The sequence below is a fragment of the Streptomyces sp. NPDC050674 genome, assembly GCF_040654575.1.
Lineage (GTDB): Bacteria > Actinomycetota > Actinomycetes > Streptomycetales > Streptomycetaceae > Streptomyces.
This window is the reverse complement of record NZ_JBFAIG010000005.1, coordinates 316,760-341,764: the sequence shown is the minus strand read 5'-3', so window position 1 is coordinate 341,764 and position 25,005 is coordinate 316,760. Positions and strand designations below refer to the sequence as shown.

Genomic DNA, 25,005 nt, shown 5'->3' with positions numbered 1-25,005 from the left:
GCAGGCGAGGGCCCCCGAATCCACCTGAGTTGGCGATGTTCACCCGCGAGGGTGAGGCGGCCCTGCGGCTGGGAGGAGGGGTGGGGTTTGGTCAGGTCCTTTCACCCTTGTGGTCCTTGGAGGAGGGCGCCTGTGCCGCCGGAGCACGCACTTTCGGGTTTCGGTACGAGGTCGAACTCGGCCCAGACGGTCTTGCGGGGCGGCAGCCCCAGGGTGACGCCCCAGCGATCTGCGAGTGCGTCGACCAAGAGGAGCCCCAGGCCGGGGCGGGCTGTCGGCAGGCGGTCGGCGCGGGTGTCCGTCACCTCGATGCGGAGGGTCCCGGCGGCGACGTAGAGGAGCAGGCGGAAGTCGCGGCCGGGGGTGCGGCCGTGTGTCGTCGCGTTGTTCGAGAGCTCCGCGACGACCTGCCTTGCTGGGTCCAACGGCACTCCCCAGGAGCGCAGTTGTTCGGTGGCGAGGAGACGGGCCAGGCGGGCGCCGCGCGGGGTGGGGGACAGCTGGAGGCTGAAGTTTCGGACGGGGAGGCGGAGTTCGGGGGAGTTCTGCTTCACGTCACTCAGCGTGGCCGTCCGCGCTTACCGTGAACAGTGACTCAGCGGGTGCGTACGGTGACTGTCCGGAGCTTGTCCGGCGTTGTCCGGGCTGTCGGAGCCGGGCGTACGGGTAGGGCGCCGGGCACGGTCGTACGACGGCGGAAGGGTGCGGGATGACGGCGGTCGAGGCGGACTCGGGGCGGCTCAAGGGCGAGGCGGACGAGCCGGGTTGGGAGGTCGATCCCGACGACGAGTGGGGTGTCGCGGTCATCGCGACCGTCGGGCGGCAGCTGAAGCTGCGGCGTGAGGCGGTGGGGATGCGGGCCGCCGAGTTCGGAGCGGCGGTCGGGTACGGCGAGGACATGGTCTACAAGATCGAGGGCGGGAAGCGGATCCCACGGCAGGACTATCTGGTCAGGGCCGATGAGGTGCTGGGGGCGGGTGGGCTGATCGCGGCGGCCTGGGAGGACGTGAAGAGGGTTCGGTATCCCAAGAGCGTGCGGGCGCTCGCACAGCTGGAGGCCAAAGCAGTTGAGCTGGGGGTGTACGTCGGGCTGAGTATCCATGGGCTGTTGCAGACGCCGGAGCATGCCCGAGCGTTGTTCGAGGCGTGGCAGCCGCCGTACTCGGAGGAAGAGGTGGAGCACCTGGTCGCAGCGCGCATGGCCAGGAAGGCGATCTTCGAGCGCTCTCCTGCTCCGGCGCTCAGCTTCGTCCTGGAAGAGGCGACGCTGCGCCGACGGGTTGGAGGCACAATGGTGTGGCGTCAGCAGCTCGAACACCTGCTGGGGGTGGCCCGCTTGCGTAACGTCACGCTGCAGGTGATGCGGATGAGCTCGGGAGCCCATCCTGGGCTGGACGGCAGGATCGAGGTGCTGAAGTTTGCCGACGGCGCTGCGGTCGGTCGCTCCGACGGCGCGTTCAGCGGTCGGCCAACATCCGATCCGAGGCACCTGCGGATCCTTGAGCTGCGGTATGGCACCATCCGGGCGCAGGCTCTTACGCCGGGGGAGTCGCTGGCCTTCATCGAGCAAGTGCTGGGGGAAACATGATCCGCAAGGCCTCTGCCGAGGACGTCTCTGAACTGGTCTGGGTCAAGAGCAGTTACAGCGACGGCCCTGATGGCAACTCCTGCGTCGAGATCGCCATAGCCCCCCACACCATCCACGTCCGCGACTCCAAGCACACCGAAGGCCCCCGGCTCGCGCTCACCCCGGAGGCCTGGTCGGAGTTTCTGGCCTCTGTCTAGCCGTCGTTCCTGAGCACGCTCACCGCGCGGTCGAACGCCGAGTCCCGCTTCTTGGCGAACTCCTCCTTGGTGAACACCGGCTCGGTCAGGTGGGGCGGGATGCCGGTGCCGTCGTAGGTGCGGCCCGACCGGTTGAGGAACTCCTCGTTCGGGAGGATCGCCGTCATGCCGTTGGGCAGGGTGCGCTGCATGACGTCGGAGAACACACCCTGGGTCGGCTGCCCGATACGAACCGTGCCGCCCGGCCGGTCGATCAGGGCCTGGGTGAAGGTCTCACCCGCGCTGACGGTCGTGCCCGAGGTCAGTACGGCGATGGGCCCGGTGTAGCGGGGCCCATCGGCCGGTACGACCCGGATGGGCTCGGGGCGGGTGTGCCGGTCCGGGTCGGTGGGGTGGTTGCGGGCGCGCTTGGCGTAGGCGACGTAGGGCCTGTCGGTGAGGCGCTCGGCGAGGTGGATGCCGAGGGCGTCGGAGCCGCCGCCGTTGATGCGCAGGTCGATGATCAGGCCCTTGAGGCGCCGGGTGCGGTCCGTGGTGAGGACGGCGTCCAGGGCCTTGTCCAGCTCGGCGAGGTGGGCGGGGTAGGGGGCGTCCTCGGCGGTGTAGCCGGCGAAGCCGGAGATGCGGAGGTAGCCCTGGTCCGCGCCGCCGGGGAGGTCGGCGTAGGTGATCCGGCCGTTGGCGAAGTCCTGGCGGTACGGGGCGCCCTCGAGGTCGCGCTCGGTGATGAACTTCTTGACCCTGGCGTCGAGTTGAGGGCTGGGCATCTCGGTGCCGGGACGCACCTGGGCGAAGACCCGGTCCCCGTCCCGGACGGCGACATGGGCGTCGTACAGCGGCCGGACCATGTCGCTGAAGATCTGGAAGAGCTCCTCACGGCTGGTGTCCGTGTGGACCTTCGGCCGGTACCGGTGGCGCATGTCCTGCCAGTCCACACGCTTCGCCGCGAAGAAGGGGTAGTTCTCGGCGAAGGCGTGCCAGAAGACGTCGAAGGCGGCACGGGGATCCTTGGGAGACGGCCGGATGCAGTCGGCCGGCAGTTTCTGGATCCGCCATAGCGAGCGGTGCCCGACCGAGGTGTCGTAACCGAGAGTGGCGCGGTTCCCGCCGGGGCCGGGCCGGACGGTCAGTGTGGTGCCGTCTCCGGTCGCGTAGGTGCCGGGGGCGGTCCGGCGGGCCGTGTCGCCCTCGATGCAGCTGACGGACGTGGTCTGGAACTCCTGGAGGGTGTCGCCGTCGAGGGAGAGGACGGTGCCGTAGCCGTCCATGCGCCAGAGGCCGTCGGTGCCTGGCCTGCCGGGGGTGGAGGCGGCCGTGGCGGGCACTGCGGCTGCTGAGACGAGGGTCAGGACCAAGGCGGTGGCGGTCGCGGTGGCGGTGCGCATGGTGAATCCCCCGGTGGTGTGGTCGGTGGCGTGCCCCTACGGTGCCCGGGGGAGCGGGGGCGGGCCATCCGGTGAGCCGGTGGACGGGGGTGGGGATGGCCCCCGCAATCGAGTCCATCCCGGGGGCGGTGACACTGGGGGGCATGACTTCGGACCCCGCCGGCGACGAGCTGGACCTGGACGCCATCGAGGAAGTATGCGAGGCCGCCACCCCGGGGCCCTGGTTCGTCAGGAACCTCGACGACGACCACGCCATGAGCCTGGTGGCGGTCAGCACGGTGCAGAACACGGGCCGGGGCGAGCGATGGCCCGACTTCGACCACGGGGAACTGATCGCGGCCACCCTCGTCCAGCAACCTCGCTACGTCGACTGCGCCGACGGACTCTGGGACCAGAACGCCGCGTTCATCGCCATGGCCAGACAGGCGGTACCACAGCTCGTGGCAGAGATCAGGCGCCTGCGACGGCTCGTGGAATTCGGGGCGTGCCCCACGGCCGGCACGACAGGCACGGAGTTCGTCATGCCCCTCGACGACGAGATGCTCGTGTACTTCCGGGAGATGGTGGACGTCTTGGTGGAGCGCGTCGGTATCTGCCGCGCGGAGGCGGTCGCCAGGATCAACGCCGTGTACGGGACGCGGGAGTCGGTTGCTTTCGGTGTGGGCCTGATGGGCCACGAGCTCCCGGATCACTGATGCCCTCGGCCACGAAATCCGGGTGCGCAGCGATGCCGCGGGCCTCCCGACGACAGTGATCTCGCCGTTGGGTGCCGCTACCCGATTCGCGTACGACGCGTTCGGCCGTGTCCGGGAGGTCGTCGAGCCCGACGGAGCGGTGACCGTGGTGGGCTGGACGATCGAGGGCGTCCGGCGCGGCGTGTGTATCCCGACGTCCGGGAGACAGACTTCAACGGCCGGACCGTCACTTACCGCTACGACGCCGCCAACCGGATCGCCGAGCGCACGAACGGCGTGGGACAGAGCGTGCGGTATCGCCACGACCTCCTAGACCGGGTGATCGAGCAGCTGGACTCGGAAGGCCGTGTCACCACCTTCGAGTACGACCAAGGCGGAGGGCTCGTCCGGGCGGTCAACCAAGACGCCGGGCTCGATTGACCTCATGGGCCGCCGCGTACAGCGGCGCACCCCCCGCGGGCGCTCAGCGAGTGGCGATACGACGCCGCTCACCAGCCTGTCGAACGGCGTGGCTCGGGCCGGACTTCTCGGGGCGCCTCAGGGGTGGCCGGGAACACATCTGGTTCTCCAACAACGACGTGGCCATCCCCCGTGACGCGATCAGGTATCACGGCCCGACCTCCGGTTGGAAGGCCTGAGGCGACGCGCCTGCCGCCGATTCCCCCCCCACCACCACGAGGAATTCCCATGGATCTCACCGGCCACTCGTCCGACTTCGTCGTGGACACGTCGTTCCCCGAAGGCATGCGCCGTTTTGTCCGTCTCGGGCAGCAACGGTGGCCAGGGCTCTTCATCTACGGGAAGCCGCTTGCGCCAGGCGTCGCGGAGAACTGGCGTCTGCCTGAACCGGAGGACGACGGCTTCTCGGGCATCGTCACCTTCTCCTCCGGTCAGGAGATGGAGGACTTCTGGGAGGAGCACGGCTACGCCCTCGACGCCGCGCGGCAAGGGCCGTACGCCGTCTTCTACCGCCATCATGCGCAGCCGCTGCACGCGACGAACGTCTCGGGGGTCCACGGCTCCTCTCCGGAGGGTGAGGCGGCCGTCGAAGGAGTGGGACTCCTGCTGTCCGAGTACTACGCCGTCAGCCTCGTCACCCCCGAGGACCCGGACGTCGATCCGTTCTCCAGGAGTGTCGTGAACGACTTCGTTGCATCATTCGGCAGGCATACATCCACCGGGTAGAGAGGCGAGGCCGACGGTGGCCCATCAGGGCTTGTGTTTGACCTTCGTCACCCCGGGGGTATTCTCCTCGGCTCGATTGGCGTCGGCCCTGCCCCATATGGCAGACTGTCCGAGTTGCTCGGTCGAGTGTTGATGCTGCGCGCCTCCCGCCGGGGGGACCGGAAGCGAGTCCCACAGTACTCGTCGCCCTAACTGCCTCACGGCAGCGCTGGGGCGGACGTACGGGAATCTTCCGGGAAGTGCTGCGCGGCACCGGCCAGGCGCCCGGTGGGCCTTCGCCCCCGGCCTGCGGTTCCGGAAGGGCCGTGTGCATTCCCAGCAGGGATGTTCGAACAAGGGACATCTGTGTCAGCGGGAGCGCGACACGCCCGACCGCGTGGGTCGGAGAAGCGAAGGCAGCAGAAGGAATCCGCCGGGTTCCAGAGCGTAAGAGAGACAGGACTACTGAGTAGCCATGGCGGGACAGAAGATCCGCATCCGGCTCAAGGCCTACGACCACGAGGTCATCGACTCTTCGGCGAAGAAGATCGTCGAGACGGTGACGCGCACTGGTGCGTCGGTCGCAGGCCCGGTGCCGCTGCCCACTGAGAAGAACGTGTACTGCGTCATCAAGTCGCCGCACAAGTACAAGGACTCGCGCGAGCACTTCGAGATGCGCACGCACAAGCGCCTGATCGACATCCTCGACCCGACCCCCAAGACCGTTGACTCTCTGATGCGACTCGACCTCCCGGCCGGTGTCGACATCGAGATCAAGCTCTGAGGCCGGTGATCTGAACGATGGCTAAGCAGATCAAGGGCATCCTGGGCGAGAAGCTCGGCATGACGCAGGTGTGGGACGCGAACAACCGTGTTGTTCCGGTCACCGTCGTCAAGGCCGGCCCCAACGTCGTCACCCAGGTCCGTACGAACGACACCGACGGCTACGAGTCCGTCCAGATCGCGTTCGGCGAGATCGACCCGCGCAAGGTGAACAAGCCCCTCAAGGGCCACTTCGCCAAGGCCGACGTCACTCCCCGCCGCCACCTCGTCGAGATCCGTACCGCTGACGCCAGCGAGTACACCCTCGGCCAGGAGATCACCGCTGAGGTGTTCGAGGCCGGCATCAAGGTCGACGTGACCGGCAAGAGCAAGGGCAAGGGCTTCGCCGGTGTCATGAAGCGTCACAACTTCAAGGGCCTCGGCGCCGGACACGGCACCCAGCGCAAGCACCGCTCCCCCGGTTCCATCGGTGGCTGCGCCACCCCGGGCCGTGTGTTCAAGGGCCTCCGCATGGCGGGTCGCATGGGCAACGAGCGAGTCACCACCCAGAACCTGACCGTCCACGCCGTTGACGCGGAGAAGGGTCTGCTGCTCATCAAGGGCGCGGTTCCCGGTCCGAACGGCGGCCTCGTCCTGGTCCGCACCGCGGCCAAGGGGGCCTGAGGTACCGATGAGCACTGTTGACATCCTTTCGCCTGCAGGCGAGAAGACCGGTAGCGTCGAGCTCCCCGCGGAGATCTTCGGCGTGGAGAAGATCAGCATTCCGCTGATCCACCAGGTCGTCGTCGCGCAGAACGCCGCTGCCCGCCAGGGCACGCACAAGACCAAGCGTCGCGGTGAAGTCCGTGGTGGCGGCAAGAAGCCGTACCGCCAGAAGGGCACCGGTCGCGCCCGTCAGGGTTCGACCCGCGCGCCGCAGTTCGCCGGTGGTGGCGTCGTGCACGGTCCCGTGCCGCGTGACTACTCGCAGCGGACGCCCAAGAAGATGAAGGCTGCCGCGCTGCGTCACGCCCTCACCGACCGGGCCCGCCACAACCGCATCCACGTCGTCTCCGGCGTCGTCGAGGGTGAGAACCCGTCGACGAAGGCCGCTCGGACGCTGTTCGGCAAGATCTCGGAGCGCAAGAACCTGCTCCTGGTCGTCGACCGCGCCGACGAGGCCGCGTGGCTGTCCGCCCGCAACCTGCCCCAGGTCCACATCCTGGAGCCGGGCCAGCTGAACACGTACGACGTTCTCGTCTCGGACGACGTGGTCTTCACCCAGGCCGCCTTCGAGTCCTTCGTGTCCGGCCCGAAGGCCAATGACACCGAAGGGAGCGAGGTCTGATGGCCATCCGTCACCCCGCAATCGCCTCCAAGGCGGCGAAGAAGGCCAAGGCCGCGCGCGTCGCCAAGGCGCGCCGCCACGCCGCCGAGGGCAAGAACACCGTCGAGACCCCGCTGAGCAAGTCCTTCACGGACCCCCGTGACGTGCTGCTCAAGCCGGTCGTCTCCGAGAAGAGCTACGCGCTCCTCGACGAGGGCAAGTACACGTTCATCGTCGCCCCGAACGCCAACAAGACCCAGATCAAGCAGGCCGTGCAGTCGGTCTTCTCGGTCAAGGTCACCGGGGTCAACACGATCAACCGCCAGGGCAAGCGCAAGCGGACCCGCACGGGCTTCGGCCAGCGTGCGTCCACCAAGCGCGCGATCGTGACCCTCGCTGAGGGCGACCGTATCGACATCTTCGGCGGTCCGACCGCCTGAGGGCGGTCCGGATCGTCCGATATCGGACGAGGACTGAGAAATGGGAATCCGCAAGTACAAGCCGACTACGCCGGGCCGTCGTGGCTCGAGCGTCGCCGACTTCGTCGAGGTCACGCGGTCCACGCCGGAGAAGTCGTTGGTCCGCCCCCTGCACAGCAAGGGTGGCCGTAACAACTCCGGTCGTGTGACCGTCCGCCACCAGGGTGGTGGCCACAAGCGCGCCTACCGCGTGATCGACTTCCGTCGTCACGACAAGGACGGCGTGCCGGCGAAGGTCGCGCACATCGAGTACGACCCCAACCGCACCGCGCGCATCGCGCTGCTGCACTACGCCGACGGCGAGAAGCGCTACATCCTCGCCCCGCGCAACCTGCAGCAGGGTGACCGCGTCGAGAACGGTCCCGGGGCCGACATCAAGCCGGGCAACAACCTTGCCCTGCGCAACATCCCGGTCGGTACCACGCTGCACGCCATCGAGCTGCGTCCGGGCGGCGGCGCGAAGTTCGCCCGCTCCGCCGGCGCCTCCGTGCAGCTGCTCGCGAAGGAGGGCTCCATGGCCCACCTGCGCATGCCGTCCGGTGAGATCCGCCTGGTCGACGTGCGCTGCCGCGCCACCGTCGGCGAGGTGGGCAACGCCGAACAGAGCAACATCAACTGGGGTAAGGCGGGCCGTAAGCGCTGGCTGGGCGTTCGCCCGACCGTGCGTGGTGTGGTCATGAACCCGGTGGACCACCCGCACGGTGGTGGCGAGGGCCGTACCTCGGGTGGTCGTCACCCGGTGTCCCCGTGGGGCAAGAAGGAAGGCCGTACTCGTTCGCCCAAGAAGGCGTCGAACAAGTACATCGTCCGCCGCCGCAAGACGAACAAGAAGCGCTAAGGACGGGTTGAGATGCCTCGTAGCTTGAAGAAGGGGCCCTTCGTCGACGACCACCTGATCAAGAAGGTGGACGCCCAGAACGAAGCCGGCACCAAGAACGTCATCAAGACCTGGTCCCGTCGCTCGATGATCGTGCCGGCCATGCTCGGCCACACGCTCGCGGTGCACAACGGCAAGACCCACATTCCGGTGTTCGTCACCGAGTCGATGGTCGGCCACAAGCTCGGCGAGTTCTCGCCGACCCGCACCTTCCGGGGACACGTCAAGGACGACCGGAAGTCGAAGCGCCGCTAAGCGCGGGGTGGAATGACCATGACAGACACTGGAAGGACAACCATGGAAGCCAGGGCCCAGGCGCGGTACATCCGCGTCACGCCCATGAAGGCCCGCCGCGTGGTGGACCTCATCCGTGGCCTCAACGCCACGGAGGCTCAGGCGGTCCTGCGTTTCGCCCCGCAGGCCGCGAGCGTGCCGGTCGGCAAGGTGCTTGACAGCGCCATCGCCAACGCCGCGCACAACTACGACCACACCGATGTCGACAGCCTCTACATCTCCGAGGCGTACGTCGACGAGGGCCCGACCCTGAAGCGGTTCCGTCCGCGGGCCCAGGGCCGTGCCTACCGGATCCGCAAGCGGACCAGCCACATCACCGTGGTCGTCAGCAGCAAGGAAGGAACCCGGTAATGGGCCAGAAGGTAAACCCGCACGGGTTCCGGCTCGGTGTCACGACCGACTTCAAGTCGCGTTGGTACGCCGACAAGCTGTACAAGGACTACGTCAAGGAAGATGTCGCCATCCGTCGGATGATGACGTCCGGCATGGAGCGCGCCGGCATCTCCAAGGTCGAGATCGAGCGCACCCGTGACCGCGTGCGTGTGGACATCCACACCGCTCGTCCGGGCATCGTCATCGGCCGCCGCGGCGCCGAGGCCGACCGCATCCGCGGTGACCTCGAGAAGCTCACCGGCAAGCAGGTCCAGCTGAACATCCTCGAGGTCAAGAACCCCGAGACCGACGCTCAGCTGGTTGCCCAGGCCGTCGCCGAGCAGCTCTCCTCCCGCGTCTCCTTCCGCCGTGCCATGCGCAAGAGCATGCAGTCGGCGATGAAGGCCGGCGCCAAGGGCATCAAGATCCAGTGCGGTGGCCGCCTCGGCGGCGCCGAGATGTCCCGCTCGGAGTTCTACCGCGAGGGCCGTGTGCCCCTGCACACGCTCCGCGCGAACGTGGACTACGGCTTCTTCGAGGCCAAGACGACCTTCGGCCGCATCGGCGTGAAGGTCTGGATCTACAAGGGCGACGTCAAGAACATCGCCGAGGTCCGCGCCGAGAACGCTGCGGCCCGTGCGGGTAACCGCCCGGCCCGTGGCGGCGCCGACCGCCCGGCCCGTGGTGGCCGTGGTGGCGAGCGTGGCGGGCGCGGTCGCAAGCCGCAGCAGGCTGCCGGCGCCGAGGCCCCCAAGGCCGAGGCTCCCGCCGCCGCTCCGGCTGAGAGCACCGGAACGGAGGCCTGACCGTCATGCTGATCCCCCGTAGGGTCAAGCACCGCAAGCAGCACCACCCCAAGCGCAACGGCATGTCCAAGGGTGGCACGCAGGTTGCGTTCGGCGAGTACGGCATCCAGGCGCTGACCCCGGCCTACGTGACGAACCGCCAGATCGAGGCGGCTCGTATCGCGATGACCCGCCACATCAAGCGTGGCGGCAAGGTCTGGATCAACATCTACCCGGACCGCCCCCTCACCAAGAAGCCCGCCGAGACCCGCATGGGTTCCGGTAAGGGTTCTCCTGAGTGGTGGATCGCCAACGTCAAGCCCGGACGTGTGATGTTCGAGCTGTCGTACCCCAACGAGAAGATCGCGCGCGAGGCCCTGACCCGTGCGGCTCACAAGCTGCCGATGAAGTGCAAGATCGTCAAGCGCGAGGCAGGTGAAGCGTGATGTCGGCCGGTACCAAGGCGTCGGAGCTGCGCGAGCTGGGCAACGAGGAGCTCCTCAACAAGCTCCGCGAAGCCAAGGAAGAGCTGTTCAACCTCCGCTTCCAGGCGGCGACGGGTCAGCTCGAGAACCACGGTCGGCTCAAGGCCGTCCGCAAGGACATCGCGCGGATCTACACCCTGATGCGTGAGCGCGAGCTGGGCATCGAGACGGTGGAGAGCGCATGAGCGAGAGCAACGTGACTGAAGAGACCAAGACGGACCGCGGTTTCCGCAAGACCCGCGAGGGCCTGGTCGTCAGCGACAAGATGGACAAGACCGTCGTCGTCGCCGTCGAGGACCGCGTCAAGCACGCGCTGTACGGCAAGGTCATCCGCCGTACGAGCAAGCTCAAGGCCCACGACGAGCAGAACGCCGCGGGTGTCGGCGACCGTGTCCTCCTCATGGAGACCCGGCCGCTGTCCGCGACCAAGCGCTGGCGCGTCGTCGAGATCCTCGAGAAGGCCAAGTAATCCCTCCTAGGGGGACCCCCTAGGCATCGTTCCGCCAGGCTCGGGGCGGGTGTGCACGTTTCGCAGCCCGCCCCGGGAACCGGCAGACAATCAGGAGATAGACGTGATCCAGCAGGAGTCGCGACTGCGTGTCGCCGACAACACTGGTGCGAAGGAGATCCTTTGCATCCGTGTGCTCGGCGGCTCCGGTCGCCGCTACGCGGGTATCGGTGACGTCATCGTCGCCACCGTCAAGGACGCGATCCCCGGTGGCAACGTGAAGAAGGGTGACGTCATCAAGGCGGTCATCGTTCGCACCGTCAAGGAGCGCCGCCGTCCGGACGGCTCGTACATCCGCTTCGACGAGAACGCCGCCGTCATTCTCAAGAACGACGGCGACCCTCGTGGCACCCGTATCTTCGGCCCGGTCGGCCGGGAGCTGCGCGAGAAGAAGTTCATGAAGATCATCTCCCTCGCGCCGGAGGTGCTGTGAGCATGAAGATCAAGAAGGGCGACCTGGTTCAGGTCATCACCGGTAAGGACAAGGGCAAGCAGGGCAAGGTCATCGCGGCCTTCCCCCGTGAGGACCGTGTCCTGGTCGAGGGTGTCAACCGGGTCAAGAAGCACACCAAGGCCGGTCCGACGGCTCGCGGTTCGCAGGCCGGCGGCATCGTCACCACCGAGGCGCCGATCCACGTCTCCAACGTCCAGCTGGTCGTGGAGAAGGACGGCAACAAGGTCGTGACCCGCGTCGGTTACCGCTTCGACGACGAAGGCAACAAGATCCGCGTTGCCAAGCGGACGGGTGAGGACATCTGATGGCTACCACCACCACTCCGCGTCTGAAGCAGAAGTACCGCGACGAGATCACGGGCAAGCTGCGTGACGAGTTCAAGTACGAGAACGTCATGCAGATCCCCGGTCTCGTCAAGATCGTGGTCAACATGGGTGTGGGCGACGCCGCCCGCGACTCCAAGCTGATCGAGGGCGCCATCCGCGACCTCACCACGATCACCGGTCAGAAGCCGGCCGTCACCAAGGCTCGCAAGTCCATCGCGCAGTTCAAGCTGCGTGAGGGCCAGCCGATCGGTGCCCACGTCACGCTCCGTGGCGACCGCATGTGGGAGTTCCTGGACCGCACCCTGTCGCTCGCGCTGCCGCGCATCCGCGACTTCCGCGGCCTGTCCCCCAAGCAGTTCGACGGCCGTGGCAACTACACCTTCGGTCTCACGGAGCAGGTCATGTTCCACGAGATCGACCAGGACAAGATCGACCGCACCCGGGGTATGGACATCACCGTGGTGACCACGGCGACCAACGACGCTGAGGGCCGCGCGCTCCTTCGTCACCTCGGCTTCCCCTTCAAGGAGGCGTGAGCGAGATGGCGAAGAAGGCTCTGATCGCTAAGGCTGCTCGCAAGCCCAAGTTCGGTGTGCGTGGCTACACCCGCTGCCAGCGCTGCGGCCGCCCGCACTCCGTGTACCGCAAGTTCGGCCTCTGCCGCGTGTGCCTTCGTGAGATGGCTCACCGTGGCGAGCTGCCGGGCGTGACCAAGAGCTCCTGGTAATCCCCTTTATTAGGGATTTGCAGGACTCTCGGTAAGCATCTGGGGCGGCAGGACGCCCAGCCCGCATGCCTTAGGCTTGTGGGGTTGGGCGTCTGCCGCCGCCCTTACGACTTACTACGCCGTAGGTCCACCGCGCCGCACCCGTCCCGTCTCGGATCGGGGAGAGGGATGGCGCACCAGGAAACCCCGGCGAGAGAGGCCACAGGCCAATTCATGACCATGACTGATCCGATCGCAGACATGCTGACGCGTCTGCGGAACGCGAACTCGGCGTACCACGACTCTGTGACGATGCCGGCGTCCAAGATCAAGTCGCACATCGCGGAGATCCTCCAGCAGGAGGGCTTCATCACGGGCTGGAAGGTCGAGGACGCCGAGGTCGGCAAGAACCTCGTCCTGGAGCTGAAGTTCGGCCCCAACCGTGAGCGCTCCATCGCGGGCATCAAGCGGATCTCCAAGCCCGGTCTCCGGGTGTACGCGAAGTCCACCAACCTGCCGAAGGTTCTGGGCGGCCTGGGCGTGGCCATCATCTCCACGTCGCACGGCCTCCTGACCGACAAGCAGGCGCAGAAGAAGGGCGTGGGTGGGGAAGTCCTCGCCTACGTCTGGTAATTCGGGAACGGAGGAGAGACAGCAATGTCGCGTATCGGCAAGCTCCCCATCCCGGTTCCCGCCGGCGTGGACGTCACCATCGACGGCCGTACGGTCGCGGTCAAGGGCCCCAAGGGCGAACTGACCCACACCGTCATCGCGCCGATCGACATCGCCAAGGCCGAGGACGGCACCCTTCAGGTGCTGCGGCCCAACGACGAGCGGCAGAGCAAGGCCCTGCACGGCCTGTCCCGCACGCTGGTGGCGAACATGATCACCGGTGTGACCCAGGGATACGTCAAGAAGCTCGAAATCAGCGGTGTCGGTTACCGTGTCGTGGCGAAGGGCTCCAACCTGGAGTTCTCCCTCGGCTACAGCCACCCGATCCTGGTCGAGGCCCCCGAGGGCATCACCTTCAAGGTGGAGTCCCCGACCCGTTTCTCGGTCGAGGGCATCGACAAGCAGAAGGTCGGCGAGGTTGCGGCCAACATCCGCAAGCTGCGCAAGCCCGACCCGTACAAGGCCAAGGGCGTCAAGTACGAGGGCGAAGTCATCCGCCGCAAGGTCGGAAAGGCGGGTAAGTAAGCCATGGCATACGGACAGAAGATCCTTAAGGGCGACGCCTACAAGCGCGCCGCGATCAAGCGCCGCCACATCCGGATCCGTAAGCACATCAACGGTACGGCGGAGCGTCCGCGTCTGGTCGTTACCCGCTCGAACCGCCACATCGTGGCCCAGGTGATCGACGACATCAAGGGTCACACCCTGGCGTCGGCGTCCACCCTGGACACCTCGATCCGCGGTGGCGAGGGCGACAAGTCCGCGCAGGCCAAGCAGGTCGGCGCCCTGGTCGCCGAGCGCGCCAAGGCCGCCGGTGTCGAGGCCGTCGTGTTCGACCGTGGTGGTAACCAGTACGCGGGGCGCATCGCCGCCCTGGCGGACGCCGCCCGCGAGGCCGGACTCAAGTTCTGAGTCGGTTCCGTAGCTAGCGGAAACAGAGAGAGGTAATTCCAATGGCTGGACCCCAGCGCCGCGGTGGCGGTGCCGGTGGCGGCGAGCGGCGGGACCGGAAGGGCCGTGACGGCGGCGCTGCTGCCGCCGAGAAGACCGCGTACGTTGAGCGCGTCGTCGCGATCAACCGCGTCGCCAAGGTTGTGAAGGGTGGTCGTCGCTTCAGCTTCACCGCGCTGGTCGTGGTGGGCGACGGTGACGGCACCGTGGGTGTCGGTTACGGCAAGGCCAAGGAGGTGCCGGCCGCCATCGCCAAGGGTGTTGAGGAGGCCAAGAAGCACTTCTTCAAGGTCCCCCGTATCCAGGGCACCATCCCGCACCCGATCACGGGCGAGAAGGCCGCGGGCGTCGTCCTGCTCAAGCCTGCTTCCCCCGGTACCGGCGTTATCGCCGGTGGTCCGGTGCGTGCCGTGCTCGAGTGCGCCGGCGTGCACGACATCCTGTCGAAGTCGCTCGGCTCGTCGAACGCGATCAACATCGTGCACGCGACCGTGGAGGCCCTGAAGGGCCTGCAGCGTCCCGAGGAGATCGCGGCCCGCCGCGGTCTGCCGCTCGAGGACGTCGCTCCCGCGGCTCTGCTGCGTGCGCGTGCCGGGGCTGGTGCTGCGTAATGGCTCAGCTCAAGATCACGCAGACGAAGTCGTACATCGGCAGCAAGCAGAACCACCGTGACACCCTGCGCTCCCTTGGTCTCAAGGGCATCAACACGCAGGTCGTCAAGGAGGACCGCCCCGAGTTCCGCGGCATGGTGCACACCGTCCGCCACCTCGTGACGGTCGAGGAGGTCGACTGATCATGGCGGAGAACAACCCGCTCAAGATCCACAACCTCCGTCCCGCCCCGGGCGCCAAGACCGCCAAGACCCGTGTGGGTCGTGGTGAGGCGTCGAAGGGTAAGACGGCCGGTCGTGGTACCAAGGGCACGAAGGCCCGTTACCAGGTTCCGGAGCGCTTCGAGGGTGGGCAGATGCCCCTCCACATGCGCCTCCCGAAGCTGAAGGGCTTCAAGAACCCGTTCAAGACCGAGTACCAGGTCGTGAACCTCGACAAGCTGGCCTCCCTCTACCCCGAGGGTGGCGAGGTCACCGTCGAGGGTCTGGTGGCCAAGGGTGCCGTTCGCAAGAACAGCCTCGTCAAGGTCCTCGGCCAGGGCGAGATCTCCGTGGCGCTGCAGGTGACGGTCGACGCCGTCTCCGGCTCCGCCAAGGAGAAGATCACCGCCGCCGGCGGTTCTGTCACCGAGCTCGTCTGAACACCACAGGCGTCTCGATGACCTGAGCGATCCCGACCGGGGATACCCCACATATGGGGTATCCCCGGTTGGTCGTTCCTAGGGCGGCAGTCTCGCCGGTAAGGTGGCTTGCACTGCCCTCTTTTCACAGGGTGCTTCACTTCGGGCACTCTGGGCGGCAGTTGACCGTTACCCATGTCGTTGTTCCATTGGACTCTCAAGACGTCACCCTTGACGCAGTTGCGCGGGGGTCGCAGGAGGCACCGTGCTCACCGCGTTCGCCCGGGCGTTCAGGACGCCCGACCTGCGCAAGAAGCTGCTCTTCACGCTCGGCATCATCGTGGTCTACCGGGTCGGTACACACATTCCGATCCCCGGCGTCGACTACCGGAACGTCCAGACCTGTATCGACAACGCCCAGGCCAACCAGGGCATCTTCGGCCTGGTCAACATGTTCAGCGGTGGCGCGCTGCTGCAGATCACGATCTTCGCGCTGGGCATCATGCCGTACATCACGGCGAGCATCATTCTGCAGCTGCTGACCGTGGTGATCCCGCGCCTGGAAGCCCTGAAGAAGGAGGGCCAGGCCGGCACCGCGAAGATCACGCAGTACACCCGCTACCTGACGATCGCCCTCGCGATCCTTCAGGGCACCGGCCTCGTCGCCACCGCCCGCAGTGGTGCTCTCTTCCAGAACTGCCCGGTGGCCAGCCAGATCGTCCCCGACCAGTCGATCTTCGTCACCATCACCATGGTCATCACGATGACCGCCGGTACGGCGGCCGTGATGTGGCTCGGTGAGCTGATCACCGACCGCGGTATCGGCAACGGCATGTCGATCCTGATGTTCATCTCGATCGCCGCCACCTTCCCGTCCGCGCTGTGGGCCATCAAGCAGGAGGGCTCCCTGGCCGGCGGCTGGATCGAGTTCGGCACCGTGATCGTGGTCGGCCTCGTCATGGTCGGCCTGGTGGTCTTCGTCGAGCAGGCCCAGCGCCGCATCCCGGTGCAGTACGCCAAGCGCATGATCGGCCGTCGTTCCTACGGCGGTACGTCCACCTACATCCCGCTCAAGGTGAACCAGGCGGGCGTGATCCCCGTCATCTTCGCCTCGTCGCTGCTCTACATCCCGGCGCTGATCGCTCAGTTCGCGGGAGGCACCTCGGGCTGGAAGACGTGGATCGAGCAACACTTCGTCAAGGGCGACCACCCGTATTACATCGCCACGTACTTCCTGCTGATCGTTTTCTTCGCGTTCTTCTACGTGGCGATCTCCTTCAACCCCGAGGAAGTCGCCGACAACATGAAGAAGTATGGTGGCTTCATCCCGGGCATCCGGGCTGGCCGACCGACCGCTGAGTACCTGAGCTACGTACTCAACCGGATCACCTGGCCGGGTTCGCTGTATCTGGGTCTGATCGCTCTCGTACCGACGATGGCGTTGGTTGGTTTCGAGGCAAACCAGAACTTCCCGTTCGGCGGGACGAGCATCCTGATCATCGTGGGTGTCGGCCTCGAAACGGTGAAGCAGATTGAGAGCCAGCTCCAGCAGCGCAATTACGAAGGGTTCCTCCGCTGATGCGTATCGTCCTCGTCGGGCCGCCGGGTGCCGGTAAGGGAACGCAGGCCGCGTTCCTCGCCAAGAACCTGTCGATCCCGCACATCTCCACGGGCGACCTGTTCCGCGCGAACATCAGCCAGGGCACAGAGCTCGGGCTGCGTGCGAAGTCCTACATGGACGCGGGACAGCTGGTGCCCGACGAGGTCACCATCGGCATGGCGCGCGACCGTATGCAGCAGCCGGACGCGTCCGGGGGCTTCCTCCTCGATGGCTTCCCGCGGAACGTCGCCCAGGCGGAGGCGCTCGACGAGATGCTGCGTGAAGGGGACATGAAGATCGACGCGGTGCTCGATCTGGAGGTCCCCGAGGAGGAGGTCATCAAGCGGATCGCCGGCCGGCGGATCTGCCGCAATGACTCGGCGCACGTGTTTCACGCCACGTACAACCCGCCCGCGGCGGAGGGCGTGTGCGATGCGTGCGGTGGTGAGCTCTACCAGCGTGATGACGACCATGAGGACACCGTGCGTCGGCGGCTGGAGGTCTACCACACGCAGACCGAGCCGATCATCGACTACTACAAGGCCCAGGGCCTGGTGACCACTGTCTCCGCGATGGGGAAGGTGGCAGACGTCACGAAGCGGGCCATGTCGGCGTTGTCCGGTTCGTAACAGCTTGCAAAAGGAAGGCAGCGGCCCCCGGCGGGGGTCGCTGCCTTCCTTCTTGGGGACCCCGAACGTGCTCTGCCGAGGAGGTATGGCCATCAAGCTCGAACAGGTGCCGCGGTCCGACGATTCCACCGGGCGGGAGCAGCCGTCGCTGCTCCGCCGTAGGGGACTCGGCCTGGCAGTCGCCGCGGTCGTAGTGGTCGGTGCGGTGATCGGGGCGTCCTTGGCCCTGACGGGCGGTGATCCGGAGAAGCGTTCCGAGGTCTCGGGCGGGGAGGTCTCGGGCGTGGTGGCCCGTCCGGACCAGTCCCCGCCGCGCGAGCTGATAGCCGCGGGGCAGGTCGCCGTCTCGGCGTACTACACGACGAAGCTCGTGCAGCAGCCGGGCGGAGATGCCGTGAAGGCGCGTGAGTGGAGTCTGTACAACTCCGCGACCAAGCGGTACGAGAAGACCGACTGGGCCTGGGTCGATGTCGCTCCCGGGATGAAGACGGCCGCGGTGCTGGAGCGCGATCTGCCCGCCGACCGCATAGGTCTGATGAGTCTGTCCACGGGCAAGGTCCAGCGCTGGATCGACGTCGACAAGGGCGTCGGCGGTGTGAAGTTCTCGCCGGACGGCGAGCGCCTGGTGGCCACGGCGTACAGCCACCACCCGGACGGCCTCTTCCGGGACGCGCCGATGCGTGTGCAGGACGGCTCGGAGAAGGGCGATGTCAAGGAGATGCCGGGGCCGAAGCAGAGCCGTACCGGCTTCTATGTCATCGACGTCGACTCCGGCCGGGCGAAGTTCAACGAGCGGCCGGCCAAGAAGGACAGTCTCGCGGTCATGGCCGGCACCGGGCGTCAGGACTTCAGCTGGAGCCGTGACGGCGAGCTGCTGTGGGAGCAGAGGCTCGACAAGCCGGGCAGGAACTACTACGACGTGGACGGCCGTCCGAAGTCGCTTCCGCAGCAGAAGACCGACCTGGTCTTTCCGCCGGCGGTCACGTCCCCGGACGGAAAACTCATGACCGGCGGCTTCGCGGGGGGTGACGACGGCCAGATCGTTTCCGCGGTTCTGGACGCGAAGACCGGCAAGCGGAGCGCAGTCGTACCCGGACAGCAGCTTCTCGCGTGGGCGGACAACACCCACCTCATCGCCTGGCGGTGTGACCCCAGCCAGTGCCGACCCGGCAAGACCGAGTTCCGCAACCAGCTCGTCCTGGTCGGCCTGGACGGCGACAAGGTGACGCCGCTCTCGGGCTTCCGTAAAGCTCAAGAGGACTACGTCGGCCGCTGGACCCCGGTCTTCACCAAGCGGTGACCGCCTCTGCGGTCCCAGGCGGATGCGCACCTGGGACCGCACCCACACGTAAAGCTCCGGCCGGTGCAGACGAATCGATCGATCGTCTGCACCGGCCGGAGCTTTTGAGCAGATGTGCGGCGACGTGCACGCGCCGTCACCCTGGTGAGGTCACCGTGGAGGCCTCACGACCTCCCGGTGCGGAACCGGCCTACTCGTCGAAGAACCAGTTCGAGCGGACGCAGGTGTTGTCGCCGTTCCAGCAGATGGCCAGACCGTGCGAGATGTTGCCGATCATGTCGTAGCCGTTGTCGGACCGGTCACAGCCGGCGTCTCCGCCGTCCTCTTCCTTGATGACCCAGACCAGGCCGGTGCCGGTGCTGTTGAGTCGCTCCAGGTACCCCGTGACGCCGGCGCCGTCAGCCCGCTTGTCGCAGACCGTGATGTCGTCACCGTCGTCGTTGAACGTCACCGTGCCCCGGTTCGTGTGCCACAGGGGCCCCTCGTCGCCGGCCATGGCGGGCGAGGCCGCGGTGAGGCCGATCAGAGTGGCGGCGGCACCGACCACGGCCATGTGGGACAGAGCTCTCTTGATCATTCGTACCCCCGTGTGCGGGGACCGTGTATACGGTCCGAAGTGTGTGGTCCTGAGTGCATGCACCTGACATCTCCAGGCGGCAACTGCGAGGCTAGAGTGGCCTGTTGGGTTCGTCAACGCCTTTTGTTGCTGAGGGTGCAGGTGTGACTCCGCCACGGTGACCCTTGCGGGCCCACCGGAGTCGGGCCGCGCCAGGCCTGTCCTGAGTGCGATCGCCCCGGCTGCGGCCCGGGTGGACGCGTATCGTGTAGGGGACAGACGTACACCCGCGGCAGGAGGCGGCAGCCCAGATGGTGCAGATCAAGAATCCCGAGCAGATTGCGAAGATGCGGGCTGCGGGGCTTGTCGTTGCCGCCATGCACAAGGCCTGCGCCGAGGCCGCGCAGCCCGGGGTGAGCACCAAGGAACTGGACGAGATCGCGGCGAAGGTGCTGGCCGATCACGGGGCGAAGCCGAATTTCCTGGGGTACGGGGGCTTCCCCGGCAATATCTGCACGTCCGTGAATGAAGTTGTGGTGCATGGCATTCCCGACCGGGAGACCGTGCTGCGGAACGGCGATGTCATTTCCATCGACGCCGGGGCGATCGTGGACGGGTGGCACGGTGATGCCGCGATCACGGTCTTCGTGGGCTCCGGTCACTCGCCGGAGCTGATCGAGCTCTCCCGGGTGACCGAGGAGTCGATGTGGGCCGGCATCGCGGCCATGAAGCAGGGCAACCGGCTGGTCGACGTCTCCCGGGCCATCGAGACGTACATCCGCCGCCAGCCGAAGCCGGGCGGCGGCAAGTACGGGATCATCGAGGACTACGGCGGCCACGGCATCGGCACCGAGATGCACATGGACCCGCACCTGCTGAACTACGTGGACCGGCGGCGCGGCAAGGGCCCGAAGCTGGTGCCCGGGTTCTGCCTCGCGATCGAGCCGATGGTGTCGCTGGGGACGCCCAGGACGGAGGTCCTCGAGGACGACTGGACCGTCATCACCACGGACGGCAGCTGGTCGTCGCACTGGGAGCACTCGGTCGCGCTGACCGAGGAGGGCCCGCTGGTGCTGACGTCCCCCGACGGGGGCAAGGCGAAGCTCGCCGAGCTGGGGATCACCGCCGCGCCGGATCCGCTGGGCTGATCGCCTCACGGGCAGGGCGGTCCGGTCGTCGGACGGCCGCGGGTCGCGTCGTGCTTGCTGGCGCAGTTCCCCGCGCTCCGGCGGGGCGCGCTTAAAGCTGTCTCCGGTGGGGCAGACTTCCCCGATTCGTGTTTCTGAGGGCCCTGTCGTAGACTGACTCGTCGGCTCTTGTGTACCCGCATGTCTGCATGCGCTCGCACAGAGACGATCAAGGTAGTCGATTCGAAGGGCGAAGCGTGGCCAAGAAGCAAGGTGCCATCGAGATCGAGGGCACTGTCGTCGAGTCTCTTCCGAACGCCATGTTCAAGGTCGAGCTCCAGAACGGCCACCAGGTCCTGGCACACATCAGCGGCAAGATGCGCATGCACTACATCCGCATCCTCCCTGACGACCGGGTCGTGGTGGAGCTGTCTCCGTACGACCTGACGCGTGGCCGGATCGTCTACCGCTACAAGTAGATCTTGCCTGTGCCCCGCCGCCGCGTGCGGTGGGACTGCCGGCACTGACCCGGAGAACCTCAACATGAAGGTCAAGCCGAGCGTCAAGAAGATCTGCGACAAGTGCAGGGTGATCCGCCGTCACGGCCGGGTCATGGTCATCTGCGACAACCCGCGCCACAAGCAGCGCCAGGGCTGACGCACGACCGATCCCTCTGCATCCATCGCAGAGTTTCGCGCGACGCAAGCTGAATTTGTTCATACGCAGGACCCAGACGGACCCCGTCCGTCTGACACCCCCGGTTCGGAGGCTGGGGACCCAGTTCGTACCTGGTACGGCGGCTGGGAGTCGGTTCTGCGGAAGACCTCCGACAAGTAACTGGAGCCATTGAATGGCACGCGTTTCCGGTGTTGACATCCCGCGCGAAAAGCGCGTGGAGATCGCCCTCACCTACGTGTTCGGCATCGGCCGGACTCTGTCCCAGCAGACGCTGGCCGCCACCGGCGTGGACCCGAACACCCGTGTTCGGGACCTCTCCGAGGAGCAGCTGGTCGCGATCCGCGAGTACGTCGACAACAACATCAAGACCGAGGGTGACCTCCGTCGCGAGATCCAGGCCGACATCCGCCGCAAGGTCGAGATCGGTACCTACCAGGGTCTGCGTCACCGTCGTGGTCTGCCCGTCCGCGGTCAGCGCACCAGCACCAACGCTCGTACCCGCAAGGGTCCGCGTCGCGCCATCGCCGGCAAGAAGAAGCCGGGCAAGAAGTAGTCCACAGCGGACGCCTGTCCACGGTCTTCGCTGTAGGACCGACCACCTCCCGTAGGAGTTATAGATGCCCCCCAAGGGTCGTCAGGGCGCTGCCAAGAAGGTGCGCCGCAAGGAAAAGAAGAACGTCGCTCACGGCCACGCGCACATCAAGAGCACGTTCAACAACACGATCGTCTCGATCACGGACCCGTCCGGCAACGTGATCTCCTGGGCCTCCGCCGGCCACGTCGGCTTCAAGGGCTCCCGGAAGTCCACGCCGTTCGCCGCGCAGATGGCCGCCGAGTCGGCTGCCCGCCGCGCCCAGGAGCACGGCATGCGCAAGGTCGACGTGTTCGTGAAGGGCCCGGGTTCCGGTCGTGAGACCGCGATCCGCTCCCTGCAGGCCACGGGCCTCGAGGTCGGCTCCATCCAGGACGTCACCCCGACCCCGCACAACGGCTGCCGTCCGCCGAAGCGCCGCCGCGTCTGACGCGACGCCTTCGGGTTCACGGTTTTCGGGCGGTACGGCTCCGTAAAAGGGCCGTATCGCCCGTACCCTTGCAGTACCCGTCCCATTTCGCCGGGGACGGTTCACGTCGGGTGTCAAATAGCGGGCGCCCACGACTGAAGGATCTGATCCACACATGCTGATCGCTCAGCGTCCCTCGTTGACCGAAGAGGTCGTCGACGAATTCCGCTCCCGGTTCGTGATCGAGCCGCTGGAGCCGGGCTTCGGTTACACCCTCGGCAACTCCCTGCGCCGGACCCTCCTCTCCTCGATCCCGGGTGCGGCGGTCACGTCCATCCGCATCGACGGCGTGCTGCACGAGTTCACCACCGTGCCGGGCGTCAAGGAGGACGTCACCGACCTGATCCTCAACATCAAGCAGCTGGTCGTCTCCTCGGAGCACGACGAGCCGGTCGTGATGTACCTGCGCAAGCAGGGCCCGGGTCTGGTCACCGCCGCCGACATCGCGCCGCCGGCCGGTGTCGAGGTCCACAACCCCGACCTCGTCCTCGCCACGCTCAACGGCAAGGGCAAGCTGGAGATGGAGCTCACGGTCGAGCGTGGCCGCGGTTACGTCTCCGCCGTGCAGAACAAGCAGGTGGGCCAGGAGATCGGCCGTATCCCGGTCGACTCCATCTACAGCCCCGTGCTGAAGGTCACGTACAAGGTCGAGGCGACCCGTGTCGAGCAGCGCACCGACTTCGACAAGCTGATCGTCGACGTCGAGACCAAGCAGGCGATGCGTCCCCGTGACGCCATGGCCTCCGCCGGTAAGACCCTGGTCGAGCTGTTCGGTCTCGCCCGCGAGCTGAACATCGACGCCGAGGGCATCGACATGGGCCCGTCCCCCACGGACGCCGCCCTCGCTGCCGATCTGGCGCTGCCGATCGAGGAGCTGGAGCTCACGGTCCGCTCCTACAACTGCCTCAAGCGCGAGGGCATCCACTCCGTGGGTGAGCTCGTGGCGCGGTCCGAGGCGGACCTGCTCGACATCCGCAACTTCGGTGCGAAGTCGATCGACGAGGTCAAGGCGAAGCTCGCGGGTATGGGCCTCGCGCTGAAGGACTCGCCTCCCGGATTCGACCCGACCGCCGCCGCGGACGCCTTCGGTGCGGACGACGACGCGGACGCCGGTTTCGTGGAGACCGAGCAGTACTGATTCGGCTGCCGGTCCGCCGTGGCCGGTCGCGCAGTTCCCCGCGCCCCTCACGGGGCGCGGATCCTCCGGGGCGTCGAAAGGCGCCCCGGATCTCCGACAGGCGACCGCCTGCTCGGATACTGACCCCGGTACCTGATACGGCCGGGGCAGACACCTAGGAGAACACCATGCCGAAGCCCACCAAGGGTGCCCGTATGGGCGGCAGCGCCGCGCACGAGAAGCTGCTCCTCGCGAACCTCGCGAAGTCGCTCTTCGAGCACGGTCGCATCACCACCACCGAGGCGAAGGCGCGCAAGCTGCGTCCGTACGCCGAGCGTCTGGTCACCAAGGCGAAGAAGGGCGACCTTCACAACCGCCGTCAGGTGCTCCAGGTCATCACGGACAAGAGCGTCGTCCACACGCTCTTCACCGAGATCGGCCCGCGCTACGAGAACCGTCCGGGTGGCTACACCCGCATCACCAAGATCGGCAACCGCCGTGGCGACAACGCGCCCATGGCCGTCATCGAGCTGGTCGAGGCGCTGACGGTGGCGCAGGAGGCGACGGGCGAGGCCGAGGCCGCGACCAAGCGTGCCGCGAAGGACAACGAGGCTGCCGAGGCCCAGGTCGACACGACCAAGGGTGAGGACGCCGCCGAGGAGTCCAAGGACGCGTAAGCGTCTGCCGGGGGCTGACGGTCGGCGGCTTGCGGTTCGCCGTGGTCGTTCGCGCAGTTCCCCGCGCCCCTGAAGGGCGTCGTGAGCGGGTCCGTTCCCTTTCGAGGGGGCGGGCCCGTCTTCGTGTGGGTGAGAGGATCCTGGGGTGAGTGAGGAAGTAGCACCCGGTCACGTCCGGGTACGGCTCGATCTGTCGTACGACGGGAGTGAGTTCTCCGGGTGGGCCAAGCAGGCCGGGGGGCGGCGGACCGTGCAGGGGGAGATCGAGGACGCCCTGCGGACCGTGACACGGTCGCGGGAGACGTACGAGCTGACCGTCGCGGGGCGTACGGACGCCGGGGTGCACGCCCGGGGACAGGTCGCTCATGTCGATCTGCCGCGTGAGGTGTGGTCGGAGCACCACCAGAAGCTGCTGAAGCGGCTCGCCGGCCGGCTGCCCCGGGACGTACGCGTCTGGGCCCTCAGGGAGGCGCCCCCCGGGTTCAACGCCCGCTTCTCAGCCGTCTGGAGGCGGTACGCGTACCGGGTGACCGACAACCCCGGAGGCGTCGACCCGCTGCTGCGCGGCCATGTGCTGTGGCACGACTGGCCCCTCGACGTGGAGGCCATGAACGAGGCCGCCCGCGGGCTGCTGGGCGAGCACGACTTCGCCGCCTACTGCAAGAAGCGCGAGGGCGCCACCACCATCCGCACGCTCCAGGAGCTGAGCCTGGTGCGGGGGGACGACGGGATCATCACCGCCACCGTGCGGGCCGACGCCTTCTGCCACAACATGGTGCGTTCGCTCATCGGGGCGCTGCTGTTCGTGGGCGACGGACACCGACCGGCCGAGTGGCCGGGGAAGGTGCTGGCGGCCGGTGTGCGGGACTCGGCCGTGCACGTCGTACGGCCGCACGGTCTGACGCTGGAGGAGGTCGGTTACCCGGCCGACGAACTGCTCGCCGCGCGCAGCAAGGAGGCGCGCAACAAGCGGTCGTTGCCGTCGGCCGGCTGCTGCTGACGT

At 67.1% G+C, this 25,005-nt stretch carries 40 protein-coding genes and 1 pseudogene; 38 read left to right on the top strand and 3 right to left on the bottom strand.

Features of this window, described 5'->3' with window-relative positions; translation table 11 throughout:
* Positions 1-101: 101 nt before the first annotated feature.
* The gene (locus AB0I06_RS11955; RefSeq protein WP_363118616.1) at positions 102-554 is read right to left on the bottom strand and encodes an ATP-binding protein; all 453 of its coding nucleotides are present in this window, start codon (positions 552-554) and stop codon (positions 102-104) included.
* A gap of 155 nt (positions 555-709) precedes the next feature.
* Between AB0I06_RS11955 and AB0I06_RS11950 the strand changes: the two genes are divergently transcribed.
* Both AB0I06_RS11950 and AB0I06_RS11945 read left to right on the top strand, forming a co-directional pair.
* A complete protein-coding gene (locus AB0I06_RS11950) occupies positions 710-1,588 on the top strand; it encodes a helix-turn-helix transcriptional regulator (protein ID WP_363118615.1) in 879 nt (292 codons plus the stop codon).
* Entirely contained in the window at positions 1,585-1,785 is a 201-nt protein-coding gene (locus tag AB0I06_RS11945) for a DUF397 domain-containing protein (protein WP_363118614.1), read from the top strand. The genes AB0I06_RS11950 and AB0I06_RS11945 overlap by 4 nt, the downstream gene beginning before the upstream one ends.
* On the opposite strand, the gene AB0I06_RS11940 is transcribed toward AB0I06_RS11945, so the two are convergent.
* Positions 1,782-3,170 (bottom strand): S41 family peptidase, encoded by a 1,389-nt coding sequence (locus AB0I06_RS11940; protein ID WP_363118613.1) that lies wholly within the window; start codon positions 3,168-3,170, stop codon positions 1,782-1,784. The genes AB0I06_RS11945 and AB0I06_RS11940 overlap by 4 nt on opposite strands.
* Positions 3,171-3,313: 143 nt before the next feature.
* Between AB0I06_RS11940 and AB0I06_RS11935 the strand changes: the two genes are divergently transcribed.
* From AB0I06_RS11935 to AB0I06_RS11800, 28 genes and pseudogenes are all read left to right on the top strand, one after another.
* Positions 3,314-3,865: a hypothetical protein gene (locus AB0I06_RS11935; RefSeq protein ID WP_363118612.1), complete on the top strand. Its 552-nt coding sequence runs from the start codon at positions 3,314-3,316 to the stop codon at positions 3,863-3,865.
* A gap of 22 nt (positions 3,866-3,887) precedes the next feature.
* Positions 3,888-3,995 (top strand): annotated as a pseudogene (locus AB0I06_RS11930) (RHS repeat domain-containing protein); the annotation flags it as partial.
* A gap of 53 nt (positions 3,996-4,048) precedes the next feature.
* On the top strand, positions 4,049-4,285 hold the full coding sequence (locus AB0I06_RS11925) for a hypothetical protein (protein ID WP_363118611.1): 237 nt from the start codon (positions 4,049-4,051) through the stop codon (positions 4,283-4,285).
* A 267-nt stretch (positions 4,286-4,552) separates the two neighbouring features.
* Positions 4,553-5,050, top strand: a complete 498-nt coding sequence (locus tag AB0I06_RS11920; protein ID WP_363118610.1) for a hypothetical protein — start codon at positions 4,553-4,555, stop codon at positions 5,048-5,050.
* 454 nt (positions 5,051-5,504) lie between these two features.
* Positions 5,505-5,813 (top strand): 30S ribosomal protein S10, encoded by a 309-nt coding sequence (rpsJ, locus tag AB0I06_RS11915; RefSeq protein WP_003948644.1) that lies wholly within the window; start codon positions 5,505-5,507, stop codon positions 5,811-5,813.
* A 17-nt stretch (positions 5,814-5,830) separates the two neighbouring features.
* Positions 5,831-6,475 carry a 50S ribosomal protein L3 gene (gene rplC / locus AB0I06_RS11910; protein WP_102909540.1) on the top strand — a complete coding sequence of 215 codons (645 nt, stop codon included), beginning with the start codon at positions 5,831-5,833 and terminating at the stop codon, positions 6,473-6,475.
* Between the two features lie 7 nt (positions 6,476-6,482).
* The gene (rplD, locus tag AB0I06_RS11905; protein ID WP_363118609.1) at positions 6,483-7,139 is read left to right on the top strand and encodes a 50S ribosomal protein L4; all 657 of its coding nucleotides are present in this window, start codon (positions 6,483-6,485) and stop codon (positions 7,137-7,139) included.
* Positions 7,139-7,558, top strand: coding sequence for a 50S ribosomal protein L23 (gene rplW, locus AB0I06_RS11900; protein WP_283973837.1), 420 nt, complete (start codon positions 7,139-7,141; stop codon positions 7,556-7,558). Before rplD ends, rplW begins: the two co-directional genes overlap by 1 nt.
* Before the next feature lie 40 nt (positions 7,559-7,598).
* Positions 7,599-8,435, top strand: coding sequence for a 50S ribosomal protein L2 (gene rplB, locus AB0I06_RS11895; RefSeq protein WP_145867745.1), 837 nt, complete (start codon positions 7,599-7,601; stop codon positions 8,433-8,435).
* Between the two features lie 12 nt (positions 8,436-8,447).
* Positions 8,448-8,729, top strand: coding sequence for a 30S ribosomal protein S19 (gene rpsS / locus AB0I06_RS11890; protein WP_003992359.1), 282 nt, complete (start codon positions 8,448-8,450; stop codon positions 8,727-8,729).
* 42 nt (positions 8,730-8,771) lie between these two features.
* Entirely contained in the window at positions 8,772-9,119 is a 348-nt protein-coding gene (rplV, locus tag AB0I06_RS11885) for a 50S ribosomal protein L22 (RefSeq protein ID WP_010036727.1), read from the top strand.
* Positions 9,119-9,946, top strand: coding sequence for a 30S ribosomal protein S3 (gene rpsC, locus AB0I06_RS11880; RefSeq protein WP_030839666.1), 828 nt, complete (start codon positions 9,119-9,121; stop codon positions 9,944-9,946). Before rplV ends, rpsC begins: the two co-directional genes overlap by 1 nt.
* A 5-nt stretch (positions 9,947-9,951) precedes the next feature.
* Positions 9,952-10,371 (top strand): 50S ribosomal protein L16, encoded by a 420-nt coding sequence (gene rplP / locus AB0I06_RS11875; protein WP_003992362.1) that lies wholly within the window; start codon positions 9,952-9,954, stop codon positions 10,369-10,371.
* A complete protein-coding gene (gene rpmC / locus AB0I06_RS11870) occupies positions 10,371-10,595 on the top strand; it encodes a 50S ribosomal protein L29 (RefSeq protein ID WP_010036720.1) in 225 nt (74 codons plus the stop codon). Before rplP ends, rpmC begins: the two co-directional genes overlap by 1 nt.
* Positions 10,592-10,879 carry a 30S ribosomal protein S17 gene (gene rpsQ / locus AB0I06_RS11865; protein ID WP_030839660.1) on the top strand — a complete coding sequence of 96 codons (288 nt, stop codon included), beginning with the start codon at positions 10,592-10,594 and terminating at the stop codon, positions 10,877-10,879. The genes rpmC and rpsQ overlap by 4 nt, the downstream gene beginning before the upstream one ends.
* A 103-nt stretch (positions 10,880-10,982) precedes the next feature.
* The gene (gene rplN / locus AB0I06_RS11860; RefSeq protein ID WP_003992364.1) at positions 10,983-11,351 is read left to right on the top strand and encodes a 50S ribosomal protein L14; all 369 of its coding nucleotides are present in this window, start codon (positions 10,983-10,985) and stop codon (positions 11,349-11,351) included.
* A gap of 2 nt (positions 11,352-11,353) precedes the next feature.
* Positions 11,354-11,677, top strand: coding sequence for a 50S ribosomal protein L24 (gene rplX, locus AB0I06_RS11855; protein ID WP_003992365.1), 324 nt, complete (start codon positions 11,354-11,356; stop codon positions 11,675-11,677).
* Complete coding sequence (rplE, locus tag AB0I06_RS11850; RefSeq protein ID WP_283973836.1) at positions 11,677-12,234, top strand: 50S ribosomal protein L5; 558 nt, start codon at positions 11,677-11,679, stop codon at positions 12,232-12,234. Before rplX ends, rplE begins: the two co-directional genes overlap by 1 nt.
* Positions 12,235-12,239: 5 nt before the next feature.
* Positions 12,240-12,425: a type Z 30S ribosomal protein S14 gene (locus AB0I06_RS11845; RefSeq protein WP_003948630.1), complete on the top strand. Its 186-nt coding sequence runs from the start codon at positions 12,240-12,242 to the stop codon at positions 12,423-12,425.
* Positions 12,426-12,638: 213 nt separating this feature from the next.
* Positions 12,639-13,037, top strand: coding sequence for a 30S ribosomal protein S8 (rpsH, locus tag AB0I06_RS11840; protein WP_030839654.1), 399 nt, complete (start codon positions 12,639-12,641; stop codon positions 13,035-13,037).
* A 24-nt stretch (positions 13,038-13,061) separates the two neighbouring features.
* The gene (rplF, locus tag AB0I06_RS11835) at positions 13,062-13,601 is read left to right on the top strand and encodes a 50S ribosomal protein L6 (protein WP_003992368.1); all 540 of its coding nucleotides are present in this window, start codon (positions 13,062-13,064) and stop codon (positions 13,599-13,601) included.
* A gap of 3 nt (positions 13,602-13,604) precedes the next feature.
* Complete coding sequence (gene rplR / locus AB0I06_RS11830) at positions 13,605-13,988, top strand: 50S ribosomal protein L18 (protein WP_007494754.1); 384 nt, start codon at positions 13,605-13,607, stop codon at positions 13,986-13,988.
* Between the two features lie 41 nt (positions 13,989-14,029).
* Positions 14,030-14,638, top strand: a complete 609-nt coding sequence (rpsE, locus tag AB0I06_RS11825) for a 30S ribosomal protein S5 (protein WP_013001409.1) — start codon at positions 14,030-14,032, stop codon at positions 14,636-14,638.
* Entirely contained in the window at positions 14,638-14,820 is a 183-nt protein-coding gene (rpmD, locus tag AB0I06_RS11820; RefSeq protein WP_005481207.1) for a 50S ribosomal protein L30, read from the top strand. Before rpsE ends, rpmD begins: the two co-directional genes overlap by 1 nt.
* 2 nt (positions 14,821-14,822) lie before the next feature.
* On the top strand, positions 14,823-15,278 hold the full coding sequence (rplO, locus tag AB0I06_RS11815) for a 50S ribosomal protein L15 (RefSeq protein ID WP_363118608.1): 456 nt from the start codon (positions 14,823-14,825) through the stop codon (positions 15,276-15,278).
* A 244-nt stretch (positions 15,279-15,522) separates the two neighbouring features.
* On the top strand, positions 15,523-16,836 hold the full coding sequence (gene secY, locus AB0I06_RS11810) for a preprotein translocase subunit SecY (RefSeq protein WP_363118607.1): 1,314 nt from the start codon (positions 15,523-15,525) through the stop codon (positions 16,834-16,836).
* On the top strand, positions 16,836-17,486 hold the full coding sequence (locus AB0I06_RS11805) for an adenylate kinase (protein WP_363118606.1): 651 nt from the start codon (positions 16,836-16,838) through the stop codon (positions 17,484-17,486). The genes secY and AB0I06_RS11805 overlap by 1 nt, the downstream gene beginning before the upstream one ends.
* 85 nt (positions 17,487-17,571) lie before the next feature.
* Positions 17,572-18,786 carry a hypothetical protein gene (locus tag AB0I06_RS11800; protein ID WP_363118605.1) on the top strand — a complete coding sequence of 405 codons (1,215 nt, stop codon included), beginning with the start codon at positions 17,572-17,574 and terminating at the stop codon, positions 18,784-18,786.
* A 190-nt stretch (positions 18,787-18,976) separates the two neighbouring features.
* Here AB0I06_RS11800 and AB0I06_RS11795 read toward each other — a convergent pair whose 3' ends face one another.
* Positions 18,977-19,363 carry a hypothetical protein gene (locus tag AB0I06_RS11795; RefSeq protein WP_363118604.1) on the bottom strand — a complete coding sequence of 129 codons (387 nt, stop codon included), beginning with the start codon at positions 19,361-19,363 and terminating at the stop codon, positions 18,977-18,979.
* Positions 19,364-19,653: 290 nt separating this feature from the next.
* Between AB0I06_RS11795 and map the strand changes: the two genes are divergently transcribed.
* From map to truA, 8 genes are all read left to right on the top strand, one after another.
* On the top strand, positions 19,654-20,490 hold the full coding sequence (gene map, locus AB0I06_RS11790) for a type I methionyl aminopeptidase (RefSeq protein WP_363118603.1): 837 nt from the start codon (positions 19,654-19,656) through the stop codon (positions 20,488-20,490).
* A 236-nt stretch (positions 20,491-20,726) separates the two neighbouring features.
* Positions 20,727-20,948 carry a translation initiation factor IF-1 gene (gene infA / locus AB0I06_RS11785; RefSeq protein ID WP_003948620.1) on the top strand — a complete coding sequence of 74 codons (222 nt, stop codon included), beginning with the start codon at positions 20,727-20,729 and terminating at the stop codon, positions 20,946-20,948.
* A gap of 64 nt (positions 20,949-21,012) precedes the next feature.
* The gene (gene rpmJ, locus AB0I06_RS11780) at positions 21,013-21,126 is read left to right on the top strand and encodes a 50S ribosomal protein L36 (RefSeq protein WP_003974245.1); all 114 of its coding nucleotides are present in this window, start codon (positions 21,013-21,015) and stop codon (positions 21,124-21,126) included.
* Positions 21,127-21,319: 193 nt separating this feature from the next.
* Positions 21,320-21,700: a 30S ribosomal protein S13 gene (gene rpsM, locus AB0I06_RS11775; protein WP_004984507.1), complete on the top strand. Its 381-nt coding sequence runs from the start codon at positions 21,320-21,322 to the stop codon at positions 21,698-21,700.
* Between the two features lie 64 nt (positions 21,701-21,764).
* Entirely contained in the window at positions 21,765-22,169 is a 405-nt protein-coding gene (rpsK, locus tag AB0I06_RS11770; protein ID WP_003956432.1) for a 30S ribosomal protein S11, read from the top strand.
* Between the two features lie 154 nt (positions 22,170-22,323).
* The gene (locus AB0I06_RS11765) at positions 22,324-23,346 is read left to right on the top strand and encodes a DNA-directed RNA polymerase subunit alpha (protein WP_003966937.1); all 1,023 of its coding nucleotides are present in this window, start codon (positions 22,324-22,326) and stop codon (positions 23,344-23,346) included.
* Positions 23,347-23,513: 167 nt separating this feature from the next.
* Positions 23,514-24,002, top strand: coding sequence for a 50S ribosomal protein L17 (gene rplQ, locus AB0I06_RS11760; protein ID WP_363118602.1), 489 nt, complete (start codon positions 23,514-23,516; stop codon positions 24,000-24,002).
* 145 nt (positions 24,003-24,147) lie between these two features.
* Complete coding sequence (gene truA, locus AB0I06_RS11755; RefSeq protein WP_363118601.1) at positions 24,148-25,002, top strand: tRNA pseudouridine(38-40) synthase TruA; 855 nt, start codon at positions 24,148-24,150, stop codon at positions 25,000-25,002.
* The last annotated feature ends 3 nt before the right edge of the window (positions 25,003-25,005 follow it).